The 15,336-nt window shown below is 66.0% G+C and carries 14 protein-coding genes; 13 read left to right on the top strand and 1 reads right to left on the bottom strand.

Annotated elements, in window-relative coordinates; all coding sequences use genetic code 11:
* Positions 1 to 10 precede the first annotated feature (10 nt).
* The 5 genes from RCI06_RS07150 to RCI06_RS07130 all read left to right on the top strand — a co-directional run bounded on the left by RCI06_RS07150 (position 11) and on the right by RCI06_RS07130 (position 6,442).
* Positions 11 to 766 (top strand): ClpP family protease, encoded by a 756-nt coding sequence (locus RCI06_RS07150; RefSeq protein ID WP_101552488.1) that lies wholly within the window; start codon positions 11 to 13, stop codon positions 764 to 766.
* Positions 763 to 963: a YlzJ-like family protein gene (locus tag RCI06_RS07145; protein ID WP_306575281.1), complete on the top strand. Its 201-nt coding sequence runs from the start codon at positions 763 to 765 to the stop codon at positions 961 to 963. The genes RCI06_RS07150 and RCI06_RS07145 overlap by 4 nt, the downstream gene beginning before the upstream one ends.
* 39 nt (positions 964 to 1,002) lie before the next feature.
* Positions 1,003 to 1,878 (top strand): undecaprenyl-diphosphate phosphatase, encoded by an 876-nt coding sequence (locus RCI06_RS07140; protein ID WP_101552492.1) that lies wholly within the window; start codon positions 1,003 to 1,005, stop codon positions 1,876 to 1,878.
* A 24-nt stretch (positions 1,879 to 1,902) separates the two neighbouring features.
* On the top strand, positions 1,903 to 4,446 hold the full coding sequence (locus tag RCI06_RS07135; protein ID WP_306575278.1) for a DNA translocase FtsK: 2,544 nt from the start codon (positions 1,903 to 1,905) through the stop codon (positions 4,444 to 4,446).
* A gap of 76 nt (positions 4,447 to 4,522) precedes the next feature.
* On the top strand, positions 4,523 to 6,442 hold the full coding sequence (locus RCI06_RS07130; RefSeq protein WP_306575276.1) for a YgiQ family radical SAM protein: 1,920 nt from the start codon (positions 4,523 to 4,525) through the stop codon (positions 6,440 to 6,442).
* Positions 6,443 to 6,531: 89 nt separating this feature from the next.
* Here RCI06_RS07130 and RCI06_RS07125 read toward each other — a convergent pair whose 3' ends face one another.
* On the bottom strand, positions 6,532 to 7,281 hold the full coding sequence (locus tag RCI06_RS07125; RefSeq protein ID WP_276873415.1) for a DeoR/GlpR family DNA-binding transcription regulator: 750 nt from the start codon (positions 7,279 to 7,281) through the stop codon (positions 6,532 to 6,534).
* Positions 7,282 to 7,654: 373 nt separating this feature from the next.
* Between RCI06_RS07125 and RCI06_RS07120 the strand changes: the two genes are divergently transcribed.
* The 8 genes from RCI06_RS07120 to RCI06_RS07085 all read left to right on the top strand — a co-directional run.
* Positions 7,655 to 8,569 (top strand): ABC transporter permease, encoded by a 915-nt coding sequence (locus tag RCI06_RS07120; protein ID WP_276873418.1) that lies wholly within the window; start codon positions 7,655 to 7,657, stop codon positions 8,567 to 8,569.
* 20 nt (positions 8,570 to 8,589) lie between these two features.
* Positions 8,590 to 9,378 carry an SDR family NAD(P)-dependent oxidoreductase gene (locus tag RCI06_RS07115; protein WP_306575272.1) on the top strand — a complete coding sequence of 263 codons (789 nt, stop codon included), beginning with the start codon at positions 8,590 to 8,592 and terminating at the stop codon, positions 9,376 to 9,378.
* Positions 9,379 to 9,392: 14 nt separating this feature from the next.
* Positions 9,393 to 10,187 carry an SDR family NAD(P)-dependent oxidoreductase gene (locus RCI06_RS07110; protein WP_306575269.1) on the top strand — a complete coding sequence of 265 codons (795 nt, stop codon included), beginning with the start codon at positions 9,393 to 9,395 and terminating at the stop codon, positions 10,185 to 10,187.
* Between the two features lie 22 nt (positions 10,188 to 10,209).
* A complete protein-coding gene (locus tag RCI06_RS07105; RefSeq protein ID WP_306575267.1) occupies positions 10,210 to 11,286 on the top strand; it encodes a BMP family ABC transporter substrate-binding protein in 1,077 nt (358 codons plus the stop codon).
* Positions 11,287 to 11,359: 73 nt separating this feature from the next.
* Positions 11,360 to 12,892 carry an ABC transporter ATP-binding protein gene (locus RCI06_RS07100; RefSeq protein ID WP_306575264.1) on the top strand — a complete coding sequence of 511 codons (1,533 nt, stop codon included), beginning with the start codon at positions 11,360 to 11,362 and terminating at the stop codon, positions 12,890 to 12,892.
* Positions 12,889 to 13,947, top strand: a complete 1,059-nt coding sequence (locus RCI06_RS07095) for an ABC transporter permease (protein WP_101552507.1) — start codon at positions 12,889 to 12,891, stop codon at positions 13,945 to 13,947. The genes RCI06_RS07100 and RCI06_RS07095 overlap by 4 nt, the downstream gene beginning before the upstream one ends.
* Before the next feature lie 31 nt (positions 13,948 to 13,978).
* Complete coding sequence (locus RCI06_RS07090; protein WP_306575261.1) at positions 13,979 to 14,911, top strand: pseudouridine-5'-phosphate glycosidase; 933 nt, start codon at positions 13,979 to 13,981, stop codon at positions 14,909 to 14,911.
* A gap of 64 nt (positions 14,912 to 14,975) precedes the next feature.
* Positions 14,976 to 15,336: hypothetical protein (locus RCI06_RS07085; protein ID WP_306575259.1), on the top strand; the 361-nt coding region annotated here is incomplete at its 3' end.

The following is a 15,336-nucleotide window of genomic DNA, read 5'->3' as shown; positions in this document are numbered from 1 at the left end:
GGTACCGATTGTGAAAGCGTTTGACGATGAGGAAACCCGGCAGAACGCTCCCCAAAACAACGAAAAGCAGGACGAGGCCGAATCCGACGAACAGGAGACCGGCTCGCAGGCGCAGACCGAACAGATCGAGCGTACCGGCGGCATCACGACGGGCAAGGGCAAGCACACGATCCACTGCCTGACGATCATCGGGCAGATCGAGGGGCACTACATCCTGCCCGCGACCAACAAGACGACCAAATACGAGCATGTCATCCCCCAGCTGCTGGCGGTGGAGCAGGACCCCGACATCGAGGGGCTGGTCATCATCCTCAACACGGTGGGCGGCGACGTGGAGGCGGGCCTCGCGATCGCCGAGCTGCTGTCGGGGATGAAGAAGCCCACCGTCTCCCTCGTGCTCGGCGGCGGCCACTCGATCGGCGTGCCGCTCGCGGTGAGCGCGCGCAAGAGCTTCATCGTGCCGTCCGCCACGATGACGGTCCATCCGGTGCGGATGAACGGGCTGGTGCTCGGTGTGCCGCAGACCCTCTCCTACTTCGACAAGATGCAGGAGCGGATCGTCAAATTCGTCACCGACAACTCGAACATCACCCCCGAGCGGTTCCGCCAGCTCATGATGAACAAGGACGAGCTCGTCATGGACGTGGGCACCGTGCTCGACGGGCAGTCGGCGGTCGACGAGGGGCTCATCGACGCGCTCGGCGGCGTGTCCGACGTGATCGAGTCGCTCTACGCGATGATCGAGGGGCGGGAGGAAGCGTCATGATCCTGCACACGATCATCCCGCCCGAGCAGATCTTCCCGGGCGGTGAAAACGCCGCATACGAATACCAGGAGTTGCATAACAGTTATATACAAGGAGTAAATATCGACGGAAAATTTACCATTTCCCGGCTGATTTCCACCGATCCCAGGCTCTACCTCGACCCCCGGTACGCGCCGGGGGGCCAACTGTCAAAATAAGCCGGAGGGCGCGCCGCGCCCTACATAAAGGAGTCTGCCATGAGCGTGTTGGAGGCGTTTCTGCAGGGCGTCCTGCAGGGCCTGACCGAATTTCTCCCCGTGTCCAGCTCGGGACACCTCTCCCTCTTCCAGTATTTCACCGGGAACAGCGGCGACACCGGGTTCCTCTTCTCCATCCTGCTGCACGCGGGTACGCTGATCGCCGTGTTCATCGTCTTCCGCCGCACCATCGCCGACCTGATTCTCGAGGCGTTTTCCCTGCTGCGGGACCTCTTCACCGGGCGTTTCTCCGCCAAAAACATGTCCCCCAGCCGGCGGATGCTGCTTTTTCTGCTGCTCTCGCTTCTCCCGCTGACCGTGATGTTCCTCATCAAGGACTGGGTCGAGGGCTTTTCCACCGACAACGATGTGACGGTCGAGGGCTTCTGCTTCCTCCTCACCGGCGTCATGCTCCTGACCGCCTGCAAGCACGACCACGGCCGCAAGAACGCCTCCAGCATGAAGGCGAAGGACGCCGTCGCGGTCGGCGTGGCGCAGGTGGTCGCCACGATGCCCGGCATCTCCCGTTCCGGGTCCACCATCTCGGCCGGGATGCTGTGGGGCTTCGAGCGGGAATACGCCGTCACCTATTCGTTCATCCTCGGCATCCCCGCCGTGCTCGGCGCGATCATCTTCGAGGTGCCCGACGCCTTCCGCGAGGGGTCCGGGCTGCCCCTGCCCGTCATCCTCACCGGCTTTCTCACCTCGGCCGTCTTCGGCGTGCTCGCCATCAAGCTGGTGCAGTGGGTCGTCAAGGGCAACAAGCTCAAATATTTCGGCTGGTACACCCTCGCGCTCGGCGCCGTCATGCTCACCGTGGGCGTGATCGACAACTTCGCAGGGCATCCCATCCAGCAGTTCTTCATCGGCAAATAAACCGCAGTTGCTCAGGAGGGTATCATGGCCACCAAAACCTCATCCAATTCCCGCGGCAAATCCGCCGCAGCCACCCGCAAACGAAACGCCGCCCAGCAGCGCGCGCGGCGGCAGATCCACGCGATCATCCTCTTTGCGGTCGGCATCTTCGTCGCCGCGCTCACCCTGGTCAAGGGCTCGAGCGGCTGGAACTGGCTGCACAACGCCATGTTCGGCCTCTTCGGGTGGGGCGCGATCTTCGTCGCCGTCACCCTCCTGTACATAGCCGCGCTGCTCACGATGGACAAGCCCTTCAAGGCCCGTGCGTTTGAATGTGGCGTGCTGGTCGTCCTCTTCTGCGGCGCGCTGCAGATCTTCCAGATGGGCCTGCCCGAGAGCGACCACCTGCTGGACATGCTCGTCGAATGCATCCTGCGCGGCACCGAGGTCAAGAGCGGCGGCCTCTTCGGCGCGATCGCCGGGCTTCCGCTCCTGCACTTCTTCGGCAAGGTGGGCGCGGGGGTCGTCATCGTCCTGCTCATCTTCGTCTTCCTGATGCTGCTCACCGGCGGCACCCTCATCGGGCTCGCGCGCGCGGCGCACCAGCCCGTCAAAAAGATCGAGGAGACCTACGCCGACCAGATGCAGAAGCAGGAGGAGCGCCGCGCCGCCCGCGCCCAGGCCGCCCCGAAGACGCCCATCGACATCCCGCTCGACACCCCGCGCCGGGGCCGCAAAACCGCGAAGGCCGCTCCCGACCTCACCTCCGACGTGCCGCAGGCGGGCGCGCCGCCCGCGCCCCGGCCGAAGGCCGCCGCGATCGACATCCCGCTCGACGACGACTTCGACCCCGCGCTGGCGGGGGGCTTTTCGCTGCTGCCCGCCGACGAGGCGATGGAGTTCGTGCCCGCGCCCCAGCCGTCGATCGACGATCTCGTGAGCAAGGCGGCCACCGACACCGGCCGCTTCTCCTTCAAGGCGGAGCCCGCGCCCGAACCGGAGTCCGCGCCGCCCTTTGAGCCGGACCCCGTCCCCGCGCCGCCGCTCGACCGCGGCAAGCCGGACGAGGGCATCCAGATGGAGCTGGAGGCGGAATCCACCATCCCGGTGCACCCCGCCTATGTGAAGCCGCACGTCGGGCTGCTCAAGGAACCCCGCCGCAAGAGCGAGACGGACATCACCGACGAGATGCGCGCCAACGCCCAGCGGCTGGTGGACACGCTCGCCTCCTTCGGCGTGCAGACGCGCATCGTGGACATCTCCCGGGGCCCGGCGGTCACGCGGTATGAGCTTCAGCCGTCGGCGGGGGTCAAGATCAGCCGCATCACGGGACTGGCGGACGACATCGCGCTCAATCTCGCCTCGGCGGGGGTGCGCATCGAGGCCCCCATCCCCAACAAGGCCGCCGTCGGCATCGAGGTGCCCAACAAGGTGATCAGCGCGGTGTCCATCCGCGAGATCATCGACTCGAAGGAGTTCCAGGGCGCCAAGAGCAAGCTCACCGCCGCGCTCGGCCGCGACATCGCGGGCAATGTGACGCTGGCGGACATCTCCAAGATGCCCCACCTGCTCATCGCCGGCTCCACCGGCTCGGGCAAGTCGGTCTGCATCAACTCGATCATCATGTCCCTGCTCTATAAATCCACCCCCGAGGAGGTCCGCTTCCTCATGATCGACCCCAAGGTGGTCGAGCTGGGGGTCTATAACGGCATCCCGCAGCTGCTCGTGCCGGTCGTCACCGATCCGAAAAAGGCGGCGGGCGCCCTCTCGTGGGCGGTCACCGAGATGCTCAAGCGCTATAAGCTCTTCGCGGACAACTCGGTGCGCGACCTCTCCTCCTACAACCACCTCGCCGCCCGCACCGAGGGGATGACCACCCTGCCGCAGATCGTCATCATCATCGACGAGCTCGCCGACCTCATGATGGCCGCCCCCACCGAGGTGGAGGACTACATCTGCCGCCTCGCGCAGATGGCCCGCGCCGCCGGCATGCACCTCATCATCGCCACCCAGCGGCCGTCGGTCGACGTCATCACCGGCGTCATCAAGGCGAACATCCCCTCCCGCATCGCCTTCGCGGTGTCGTCGCAGGTGGACAGCCGCACCATTCTCGACATGGGCGGCGCGGAAAAGCTGCTCGGCCGCGGGGACATGCTCTTCAATCCCGTGGGCGCGGCCAAGCCGGTGCGCGTGCAGGGGTGCTTCGTCACCGACGAGGAGATCGAGGACGTGATCGCCTTCATCAAGAGCGACGCCTCCGCCGAGTACGACGAGGAGATCGTCAGCGAGATCGACAACCACGTCGTCGCCGGCAAGGGGAGCAAAAACGGCGGCGGCGATTCCGCGGCGGCGGGCGAGGACGCGGAGGACGAGATGCTCCTGCCCGCGATCGAATGCGTCGTCGAGGCGGGGATGGCCTCCACCTCCCTGCTCCAGCGCCGCCTCAAGCTCGGCTACGCGCGCGCCGCGCGCATCGTCGACGAGATGGAGCAGCGCGGCATCGTCGGCCCCTTCGAGGGCAGCAAGCCGCGCCAGGTGCTCATCTCCCCCGAGCGGTGGGCCGAAATGAAGCTGAACCGCGCCGATTAATAAAATTCGTCCCAGAGATGCCGCCCCCGGCGGCATCTCTCATTTCCGCCGCCCCGCGCGGCCGAGGAGCGTTACGATGTTTTTACCGCTGACCAAACAGGAGCTGCGCGAACGCGGATGGGACCGGCCGGATTTCATCTGCGTGACGGGCGACGCCTACGTCGACCACCCGAGCTTCGGGATCGCGATCGTCTCCCGCCTGCTGGAATCGCTCGGCTACCGGGTGGCGATGATCGCCCAGCCGGTGTCCGACGCGGACTACCTGCGTTTCGGCGCGCCGAAATACGGCTGGTGGGTGACGGGCGGCAACATCGATTCGATGGTCGCGCACTACACCGCCGCCAAGCGGAAACGCTCGGACGACGCCTATACCCCGGGCGGGAAGGCGGGCCGCCGCCCCGACCGCGCCACAACCGTCTACTGCAACAGGATCCGCGCCCTCTTCCCCGACGCGCAGATCGTCATCGGCGGGCTGGAGGCGTCGATGCGCCGCTTCGCCCACTACGACTACTGGGCGGACACGGTGATGCCCTCCATTCTGGTCGACAGCCGCGCCGACCTGCTCATCTTCGGCATGGGGGAAAAGCAGACGGAGCATATCGCGCGGGAGCTGGAAAAGGGCGTGCCCGCCCAAGAGATCCGCTGCAAGGGGGTCTGCTACCTCACCAATCAGCCGGGGCTGCCCGCCGACGCCGTGTCGGTGGCCTCCTACGCCAAGGTGAAGGAGAACAAGCTCTCCTACGCCAAGGCCACCCGCACCGAGATTGAGGAACAGGACGCGGTGCGCGGGCGCAAGATCATCCAGAAGCAGGGGGACGACTGCTTCCTCGTGCAAACCGAGCCGATGCCCCCGCTCACGACGGAGGAGCTCGACGCGGTGTTCGCCCTGCCCTTCGAGCGGATGTACCATCCCTCCTACGAGGCGCAGGGGGGCGTGGACGCGATCAAGGAGGTCGAGTTCTCGATCATGCACAACCGCGGCTGCTTCGGCAACTGCAACTTCTGCTCGATCGCCTTCCATCAGGGCCGCGCCGTCACCTGCCGCAGCGAGGAATCGGTCGTCGCCGAGGCGGAGGGCTTTCTCAAAAACCCGCGCTTTAAGGGGATCATCAGCGACGTGGGCGGCCCCTCCGCCAACTTCCGCCGTCCCTCCTGCAAAAAGCAGCTCTCCAAGGGCCTCTGCGCCGAGCGCAAATGCCTCGCGCCCACCCCCTGCCCCGCGCTCGAGGTCGACCACAGCGAATACCTGCACCTGCTGCGCCGCCTGCGCGGGCTGCCCGGGGTCAAACGGGTGTTCGTCCGCTCCGGCCTGCGCTACGACTATATGATGCTCGAACAGGACGACCGCTTTATGCGCGAGCTGCTCCAGTACCATGTGAGCGGCCAGCTCAAGGTCGCGCCCGAGCATTCAAGCGCCCACGTCCTCGACTGCATGGGAAAGCCCCACATCGAGGTCTACGAGAAGTTCGCCGAGCGGTTCTACCGCCTCACCAAACAGGTGGGCAAGGAGCAGTACCTCGTCCCCTACCTCATCTCCTCCCACCCCGGCTCCACGCTGAAGGACGCGGTCAACCTCGCGGTCTTCCTCAAAAAGCACCGCATCCGCCCCGAGCAGGTGCAGGACTTCTACCCCACGCCCGGCTCCGTCTCCACCTGCATGTTCTATACCGGGCTCGACCCCTATACCCTCAAGGAGGTGTTCGTCCCCCGCTCGCAGGAGGACAAATGGCTCCAGCGGTCGCTGCTCCAGTACTATAAGCCCGAGAACCGCCGCGCCGTGCTCACCGCGCTCCAGCGCACCGGCCGGATGGACCTCGTCGGAAACGGGCCGAACTGCCTGATCCCGCCCGACCGGCGCGCGCCCGACCGGGCGGCGGAAAAACCGGCGGGCCGCCAGGCGCCCGGCCGCGCGAAGGGCCGGGGGGAGCGGCGCGGCGCGCCGTCCCCGCGCGGGACGCCCCCCGCCCGTCCCGCGGGCGGGCGCGGCCCCGGATAGCGGGCCCGCGGGAACGTTTTCTCCATAAGGAAAGCGGACATTTTCTTCGGAAAATGTCCGCTTTTTTTGCTGCGCGAAAAAGGGCGCGCCTAGAGCAGGTGCAGCTTGATGCCCGCCTCCCCGATCCACTCCCGCCAGTCCTCGGGCAGGCCGGTGTCCGTCACGATCGCGTCGAACTGGGACAGGTGGGCGTAAAACGCCACCCGGACGTTGCCGAACTTGCTGGAATCGGTCACGAGGATGCGCGTCTTGGAGGAGCTGATGGCCGCCAGCTTGAGGTCCACCTCGTACTGGTAGGTGCAAGTGACCCCCAGCTCCCGGTGCACCCCGCCCGCCGAGAGGAAAACCTTGTTGGCGCGGAGGTTGTTGACCATCGCGACATTCTCGGGAGATTCGCACATGTCGGTGGCGTGGTGGTAGCTCCCGCCCCCCAGGATGAGCCGCCGGTTCGGCCTCTGCCGGAGCTGGTTGAAGACGCTGACGCTGAAGCACATGGCGGAAAAGTCCATGTCCGCCGGGATGTGACGGGGCAGGCGCTCGAGCGTGCTGCCCACGTCGAGGATGACCATGTCGCCCGGCTCGATCATCGACGCGGCGAAACGGGCGATCCGCTCCTTTTCCTCGAAGTGGGAGCTGTTTTCATAGGCCCACTCGTAGTCCGGTCCGATGACCGGCCGGGCCTGGGGGTTCTTGAGCAGGACGTGGCCGTGCGCGACGGTCACAATATCGCCGTCCATCAGCACCTCCAGGTCCCGGCGGACGGTCATTTCCGACACCTTCAGTTCCCCGGCCAGCTCCCGGACCGTGGAGGAGCGCCTTTGCTGCAGAAGCTCTGTCATCCGGTTGATCCGCAACAGTTTTTTGTCCAATCGAAGCAATCCCTTCCTGTTATGATCTTGCCAAATCATAACAAATTGTGTTGGAAAATTCAAGCATATGTGAATATTTTGTCAATACAGCGCCTGTTTTCTCCCACAAAAATCACAAAATGATTTATTTTGTGATTTTTTATGTGGCTTTCTCCCAAGCTCCCGGACCCCCATGTGGCCAATTCTCCGAATCTTTCCGCCCGCCCCCACATCCGTATTGCAATGCGTAAAAACGCCGTGTTAAGATGGGCTTGCAGCCGGTAATTCCGGTAACAGATTTTTTCACATTCCGCCTGCGGGCACAAAGCCGTTACACGCGAAACCTTTCAAGGAGGGGAAGACCATGCTCGAAATTCTGGCCGGCATGCTGCGCACCGCCGCCCCCATTCTGCTCGCCGCCATGGGCGGCGTCGTCTTTGAAAAATCCGGGGTGTTCACGATCGCACACGAGGGCATCATGCTCTTCGGCGCGTTTTTCGGCGTGCTGGGCGTCTACCTGACCGCCTCCCCCCTCATGGGAGTCGCCTTCGCGCTGACGGCGGGCGCGGTCTGCGGGCTGCTCTACATCTGGCTGACCGAGCGGCTGAGCGCCAACGCGACGATCGTCTCGATCGGCATCAACACGCTGGCGATCGGCGCCACCACCTACATGATGAAGATGATCTTCGGGGACGCCGGGACGGTCGGGAACCCGCGCATCATCGGCCTCCCGCGGATTTCGATCCCCCTGTTCGACCGGGTCCCCTTCCTGGACAAGGTGCTCAACAACCACACCGCGCTGGTCTACGTCTCCCTGCTCCTCGTCGCGGCCCTCCACTTCCTGCTCTTCCACACCCACCTCGGCATCTCCCTGCGCGCCGTGGGGGAAAAGCCGGAGGCCGCGGCCGCCGCCGGGATCCCCGTCTACCGCTACCGGCTGGCCGCCTCCGTCTTCGCGGGGATGCTCTGTGGGCTGGCGGGGGTGCACCTCTCCCTCGGGTACGTCAAGATGTTCACCGAGAACATCACGGCGGGGCGCGGGTTCTTCGCCTACACGGCGGTCGTCTTCGGGCACGCCAACCCCTTCGCCGCGGCGCTCGCGAGCTTTGTGTTCGGGCTCGCGGAGGTCGTCACCTTCCGCGTCCAGAACCTGAACCTCCCTGGGCCGCTCGTGCTCACCATTCCCTATCTCGTCACGCTTGCGGTGCTGATTCTGCGCAACCTGCGCCTGAAAAAGCCCGCCGTCCATAAGCCAAACCCAGCCGCGACCAACAACTAAACCGAAAAAGGGGGATTTCCATGGCAGTACCAATTCAAAAGATGCTCGACTTCTCGGGGAAAACCGTGATCGTCACCGGCGGCCGCGCCGGGCTCGGCTCGGGGATCGCAAAGCGGTTCGCCGAGACGGGGGCCAACGTCGTGATCACCTACCGCACCGAGGACCCGGCGCACCCCGCCGCCGAGGTGGTGGCGGAGATCGAAAAACGCGGCGCCAAAGGGCTTGCCATCCGCACCGACGTGCGGGACGCCGCCAGGAGCCGGGAGATGATCGCCAAGGCGGCGGAGGTCTTCGGCCGGGTGGATATGCTGGTCAACAACGCGGGCATCTATCCGCACCACGACCTGCTCACCGTGGGCGAGGCCGAATGGGACGACATGCACCAGTCCAACCTGCGGGGCGCCTTCTTCTGCGCGCAGGCCGCCGCCAACCAGATGATCCGCCAGGGGACGGGCGGCGCCATCGTCAACATCCTCTCGATCAACGCCTTCCGGCCGATGGCCGACGGGCTCGTCTACGGCTCCTCCAAGGCGGGGCTCGAGATGGTCACGCGCTGCATGGCCTTTGAGCTCGGAAAGTACGGCATCCGCGTCAACGCGGTCGCGCCCGGGCTCATCGACGCGCCCGGCCTCGACCAGAACGTCCCCGGCTGGCGGGAACGCTACAGCGACCGGGCCCCTCTCGGGCGGATCGCGCAGCACGTCGACATCGCCGACGTCTGCATCTTCTGCTGCAGCGAGCTCTCCGCATGGGTGACGGGAGAGACCATCCTGGCCGACGGCGGCGTCATGCTCGCCGAGGCCTACTAGAGAAGGAGGCTTCCATGAACGACTATTACTCCCTCAAAAGCCGCGTCGCCATCGTCACGGGCGGCGGCAGCGGGCTCGGCCTCGGCATCGCCCGGGCGCTCGGCCAGCTCGGCGCGTCCGTCATGCTCTGCGACATCAACGAATCGAGCCTGCGCAGGGCGGCCGAGGAGCTCCGGCTGGAGGGGATCGACGCCGCCGCCAGCTACTGCGACGTGACCAAGCCCGACACCGTGCGGGACTCGCTGGAACGCGCGCGCCAGGTCCTCGGCGTGCCAGACATCCTCGTGAACAACGCGGGCGTCACGCTGATGCAGGATATCTTCGAGATCGGGGACAAGGACTGGGATTTCATTCTGGGCGTCAACGTCAAGGGGCTCTTCCGGATGACCCAGCTCTTCGCGGACGGGCTGCGCCGGGCGGGAAAGGGCGGCAACGTCGTCAACCTCTCCTCCAACGGCGCCAAGGTCACCTACGACGACCAGGTGCACTACTGCGCCTCCAAGGCGGCGGTCAGCAACATGACCCAGTGCATGGCCTCCAACTTCGCCCCGCTGGGCATCAACGTCAACGCGGTCTGCCCGGGCGCGGTGGACACCGCCATGCTCCGGGCCTGCATGGCCGCCACCGAGCAGCAGACGGGCGGCAGGGTGACCGTCGCCGACTGCGAAAGGACCTGGGGCCCGCCCCAGCTCGGCAGGCTGATCCAGCCGGTCGAGGTCGGCCGGGTCGTCGCCTTCCTCTGCACGCCCGCCGCCGCGATGATCCGCGGCCAGTCGATCAACGTGGACGCCGGGAACACCAAATTCTGACGATGAATAAGGAGGGAATCTCATGAAAAAGGCTCTCGCTCTCATGCTCGTTTTGACCCTGTCCCTTTCCCTGCTGGCAGGCTGCGGCGGCAGTCCGGCCGCCTCCCTCGCTCCCGACAGCGGCGCGCAGGCCGCCCCGGCCGCCTCCCAGGAACCCGCCCCCGCTTCCGGCGGACGCCGCGTCGTCATGGTGATCCCCCAGAGTCTCGGCGACTCCGGGCCGATGGACAGCCTCAAGCAGAATCTTGAGAAGGCCGCCGGGGAGTTCGGCCTCGAAACCTCCATCTACGAGGCGCTCGAGCCCTCCCAGCACGAGGAGGTCGTCCGCACCTTCGCGCGCGAGGGGGTCGACATGATCATCTGCGCCATGCCCACCATGGTGGAGGCGCTCAAGGCCGTGGCCCCCGAGTTTCCCGACACCAAATTCTGCATGGTCTTCCCGCTCGAGGAGATCGAGATGGACAACGTCGTCTGCGTCGACTTCGCCACCTGGGAGGGCTACTACCTGTGCGGCGTCCTCGCCGGCCACATGACCAAGGTCAACCAGGCCGGGCACGTCATCGGCGCCGAGCAGAGCGCGCTGATCGCCAACTACAACGCCTTCAAGGCGGGCGGAAAATCGGTCAACCCCGACTTTGACGTGCTCCTCTCCAACGCGAACTCCTTCGACGACCCCGCCAAGGGCAAGGAGGCCGCCATCAGCCTAATCGACCAGGGCTGCGACCTGATCATCACCGACTGCGCCGCCACCGCGATGGGCGTCATCGAGGCGGGCGAGGAGAAGGGCGTCTTCATCATCGGCGACTCCTCCCCCCACAACGAGATTTCCCCCGCGGTCGTGCTGGCCGACACGATGACCCAGTTCGGCCCCGCCATGTACTCGGTGGTCAGTGAATTCGCCAACGGCAGCTTCTCCCCCGGCACCCACTTCTCCACGCTGGCGGAGGGCGGCATCGGCATCACCGTGAGCCCGCTCATCTCCGAGCACCTCAGCGCGGAGGACAAGGCCGCCTTTGACGAGGGCGTGGCCGACGTGGAAGCCGTCTCCGAAAAGATCAAGGCCGGCGAGCTGACGGTCGAGCGCAACATTCAGAAATGACACACCAGTGGACCGGCCCGCGCCCTCTGGGCGCGGCCGGTTCCACGCGACCGGGATGCGGCAGGTGACTTTGATGAATCCTGAATACGATCTGGAGCTCTCCGGCATCACCAAGCGGTTCGGCGCGACGCTCGCCAACGACCACATCCATTTCGGCGTGAAAAAGGGCGAGGTCCATTCGCTGATCGGTGAAAACGGCGCGGGAAAGAGCACCCTCATGAATATCCTCTACGGGCTTCTGCGCCCCGACGAGGGGGAGATCCGCCTCGGCGGGAAGCCGCTCGTGCTGCGCAGCCCCAAGGACGCCATCGCCAACGGCATCGGGATGGTGCACCAGCATTTCATGCTCTCCCCCTCCCTGACCGTCGCGGAAAACATCGTGCTCGGGCACCGGCCGCCCGGGCAGCGGGTGCTGTGGAAGCCCCGCGAGATGGAACGCCACCTCGAGGCGATCAGGCGGGACTTCGACGTCGACCTCCCGCTGGACGCGCCGGTGAGCAGCCTCACCGTCGGGCTGATGCAGCGGATCGAGATCGTCAAGACGCTCTACCGCGGGGCGAAAATCCTCATCCTCGACGAGCCCACCGCGGTGCTCACCCCGCAGGAGAGCGAGGAGCTCTTCCACACCGTCCGCAAGCTCTCGCAGGCCGGGCACACCGTCATCTTCATCTCCCACAAGCTGCGGGAGGTGATGGAGATCTCCGACCGGATCACCGTCCTGCGGGCGGGGAGGTCGGTCGACACGGTGAACAAATCCGACGTGACCCCCCGCCTTCTCGCCCAGATGATGATCGGGCGGGAGATCCGGGGGCTCGTGCCCAAGGATACCGACCGGGGGCCGGTCGCGCTCTCGGTCGAGGACCTCGCGGTCCCCGGGGACCGCGGCACGCTGGAGGTGCGGGGGCTCTCCTTCGAGCTGCGCATGGGGGAGATCCTCGGCGTGGCGGGCGTGGAGGGCAACGGGCAGACCGAGCTGGCCGAGGCGGTCATCGGGGTCCGCCGCCCCGCTGCGGGCCGCATCGAAATGCAGGGGGAGGAGATCACCCGCATGCCGGTCGGCAAACGGTTTGAGCGGGGGCTCGCGCACATCCCGCAGGACCGCGTCAAGGAGGGGCTCATCCTTGACTTCCCCCTCACCGACAACCTCGTCCTCAGCATCCGGAACGGCCCGCCCGTCTCGAAGCACGGGGTCATAGACTGGAGGGCGGCGCAGACGGTCAGCCGAAAGCTCATCGCGGACTATCAGATCAAGGCGTCCTCCCCCGAGGAGGCCTGCAAAAACCTTTCGGGCGGCAACATGCAGAAGGTGGTCGTGGCGCGCGAGCTCTCCAAGAAGCCCCGCGTCATCATCGCCTGCCAGCCGACCCGCGGGGTGGACATCGGCGCGTCGGAGTACATCCGCAGGATGCTCATGGAGATGCGCGACGCGGGCAACGCCGTGCTGCTCATCTCCGCCGACCTCGACGAGGTCATGGAGCTCAGCGACCGGATCATGGTCATGTACGGCGGCAGGAAGACCGGCGAGCTGCTGCGCGCCGAGGCGGACGAGCACAAGCTCGGGCGGATGATGTTCGGCATCACGGAAAGCGAGGAGGCGGAGGGATGAATCAAAAAGCGGTACGGTTTTTCCGGGGGCTCGCGCGCATCCTGCTCATCCTGCTGTGCGCCTTCGCGCTCAACACGCTGGTGCTGCTCGCCAGCGGCAAAAGCCCCGCCACCATCTATTCCGCCCTCTTCAAGGGCGCGTTCGGCGGCGTCTACAACCTGGCGCGCTCGCTGCGCTGGGCCACCCCGCTCGTCTTCACCGGGCTCGCCTTCGCGGTCTCCTCCCGGTGCGGCATCTTCAACATCGGCGCGGCCGGCCAGCTCTACCTGGGCGCCTTCGCCGCCACGGCGGTGGGCCTCGCCCTGCCAGGCGCGCCCCGCCTTGTGGTCCTTCCTCTCGCCATGCTGGCCGGAATGGCCGCCGGGATGCTCTGGTCGGTGCTCGCCGGCTCCATCAGCATCCGCTTCGGGGCGAGCATCGTGGTGGTCACGCTCATGCTCAACTACGTGGCCACCCTCTTCACCGAATATCTCGTGCGATATCCCTATTACGAGCCGGGCACCCTCGGGGAGAGCGGCTCGACCGCCTACATCCCGGAGGGCTCCCGCCTGACCGTGCTGATCGGCGGCACCAACGTCACCACCGGGATCCTGATCGCGCTCATCGCGGTGGCGGTCATCGCCTTTTTCGACGCGAAGAGCGTCATCGGCTACGAGTGCCGGGTCATCGGCGCGAACGAACGGTTCGCCGAGTTTTCCGGCCTGCGGGTCGGCGGCCGGCAGATGCTCGTCTACGCCGTCAGCGGCGCCATCGCGGGGCTGGGCGGCGCGGTCGAAATCCTCGGGAATTACGGGCGGTTCATGATCGATTTCTCCCCCGACGTGGGCTTCGACGGCATCGTCGTCTCCCTGCTCGCGGGCGGAAATCCCGCGCTCGTGCCCCTCTCCGCCTTCTTTATGGGGGCCATGACGAGCGGGTCCATCGCGATCGAGATGTTCGGCGGCGTCCCCAAGGCCATGGCCAAAATTCTCATGGGGATCGTCATTGTCATCATCACCGTACAGAAGCTGCCGCAGCTCCGCGCAAGATTCCGGGCGGCGGCTTCCGGCCAGTGAAATCATCAAACCAGGAAAGGACCATAAGCACATGAAAAAAACCTATCTGCGGATTTCCCCGGAGGTCGAGGCGACACTTGCCGAAAACAGGCCGGTGGTGGCGCTGGAAAGCACCATCATCTCCCACGGCATGCCCTACCCGCAAAACGTCGAGACCGCCCTCGAGGTGGACCGGATCATCCGGGAAAAGGGCGTCGTCCCCGCGACCATCGGCGTCATCCACGGGGAGATCATCGTCGGCATGGACCGCGATGAGATCACCTATATGGGCAAGGCCGGCCTCGCGGTCCGCAAGCTCTCCCGGCGGGACATAGGCGCGGCCGTCGCCCTCGGACTGGACGGCGCGACCACCAGCGCGGCGACCTCGATCATCGCGCACCTGGCGGGCATCCGCATCTTCGCGACCGGCGGGCTCGGCGGCGTCCACCGCGGCGCGCCGGAATCCTTCGATATCTCCGCCGACCTCGATGAAATCGCGCGCACGCCCGTGCTGACCGTCTGCGCGGGGCCCAAGGCCATCCTCGACATCCCGCTCACCCTCGAATACCTCGAGACGAAGGGCGTCCCGGTCGTCAGCTACCGCTCCGACCGCCTGCCCGCCTTCTATTCCTCCCAAAGCCCCTACAGCCCGGATTACCGGCTGGACGACCCCGCCGACATCGCCCGGATTTTCCACCTCCAGCAGGAGATGGGGCTCTCCAACGGCATGCTGGTCTGCAATCCCGTGCCAGAGCAGTATGAAATCCCGCAGGAGGAGATCAACCCGGTCATCGAACAGGCCGTCCGGGAGGCCGAGGAGAAGGGCGTCCACGGCAAGGATTCCACCCCCTTCCTGCTCGACCGGGTCAAGCAGATCACCGGGGGGCGCAGCCTCGACACCAACATCCAGCTGGTTTACAACAACGTCCGCCTTGCAAGCGAAATCGCCAAGGCGCTCGCCGCGCTTTCGGCGGGAGAACTCTGAAAATACGTGTGGAAGAACGCGGGCGGGCGGACGCGGCTCCCCCGCCTGCGGATGAGGAGTCATCATGGCAGGAAGGATCGAACTGGCGGTGTTCGGACACACCACCCGCGATTTTATCGTCACCTATGACGGCAGGCTCCAGCTCGGATATCTGGGCGGCGGCGGCATGAACGCCGCCGCCGGGGCGTCCTACTGGGCGAAGGACGGGGAAGTCGGGCTCGTCACGCGGCGGGCCTCCGCCATGCCCCCCGCCCTGCTCGAACCGCTGGCCCGGCATCCCGGCCTCGACATCGAGGGGGTGCGGGTGATGGAGGGGGAGGGCATCAAGCTGTGGCTGCTCTACGACCTCGACGGCTACCGCCACTGGGTCAAGCACCACGATTCCGCCAACCGCATGGAGGCGGCGCCCGCCCCCGGGGACATCC

The sequence above is a fragment of the Anaerotruncus massiliensis (ex Togo et al. 2026) genome (assembly GCF_030825285.1).
GTDB classification, from domain to species: domain Bacteria; phylum Bacillota; class Clostridia; order Oscillospirales; family Ruminococcaceae; genus Anaerotruncus; species Anaerotruncus massiliensis.
Note: the sequence above shows the minus strand (reverse complement) of the source record. Positions and strands in the feature narration are given on the sequence as shown.

Coding starts and splice junctions, on each gene's coding strand:
- RCI06_RS07145 (WP_306575281.1), top strand. CDS start 763: ATGATCCTGCACACGATCATCCCGCCCGAGCAGATCTTCCCGGGCGGT.
- RCI06_RS07140 (WP_101552492.1), top strand. CDS start 1,003: ATGAGCGTGTTGGAGGCGTTTCTGCAGGGCGTCCTGCAGGGCCTGACC.
- RCI06_RS07135 (WP_306575278.1), top strand. CDS start 1,903: ATGGCCACCAAAACCTCATCCAATTCCCGCGGCAAATCCGCCGCAGCC.
- RCI06_RS07130 (WP_306575276.1), top strand. CDS start 4,523: ATGTTTTTACCGCTGACCAAACAGGAGCTGCGCGAACGCGGATGGGAC.
- RCI06_RS07125 (WP_276873415.1), bottom strand. CDS start 7,281: ATGACAGAGCTTCTGCAGCAAAGGCGCTCCTCCACGGTCCGGGAGCTG.
- RCI06_RS07120 (WP_276873418.1), top strand. CDS start 7,655: ATGCTCGAAATTCTGGCCGGCATGCTGCGCACCGCCGCCCCCATTCTG.
- RCI06_RS07115 (WP_306575272.1), top strand. CDS start 8,590: ATGGCAGTACCAATTCAAAAGATGCTCGACTTCTCGGGGAAAACCGTG.
- RCI06_RS07110 (WP_306575269.1), top strand. CDS start 9,393: ATGAACGACTATTACTCCCTCAAAAGCCGCGTCGCCATCGTCACGGGC.
- RCI06_RS07105 (WP_306575267.1), top strand. CDS start 10,210: ATGAAAAAGGCTCTCGCTCTCATGCTCGTTTTGACCCTGTCCCTTTCC.
- RCI06_RS07100 (WP_306575264.1), top strand. CDS start 11,360: ATGAATCCTGAATACGATCTGGAGCTCTCCGGCATCACCAAGCGGTTC.
- RCI06_RS07095 (WP_101552507.1), top strand. CDS start 12,889: ATGAATCAAAAAGCGGTACGGTTTTTCCGGGGGCTCGCGCGCATCCTG.
- RCI06_RS07090 (WP_306575261.1), top strand. CDS start 13,979: ATGAAAAAAACCTATCTGCGGATTTCCCCGGAGGTCGAGGCGACACTT.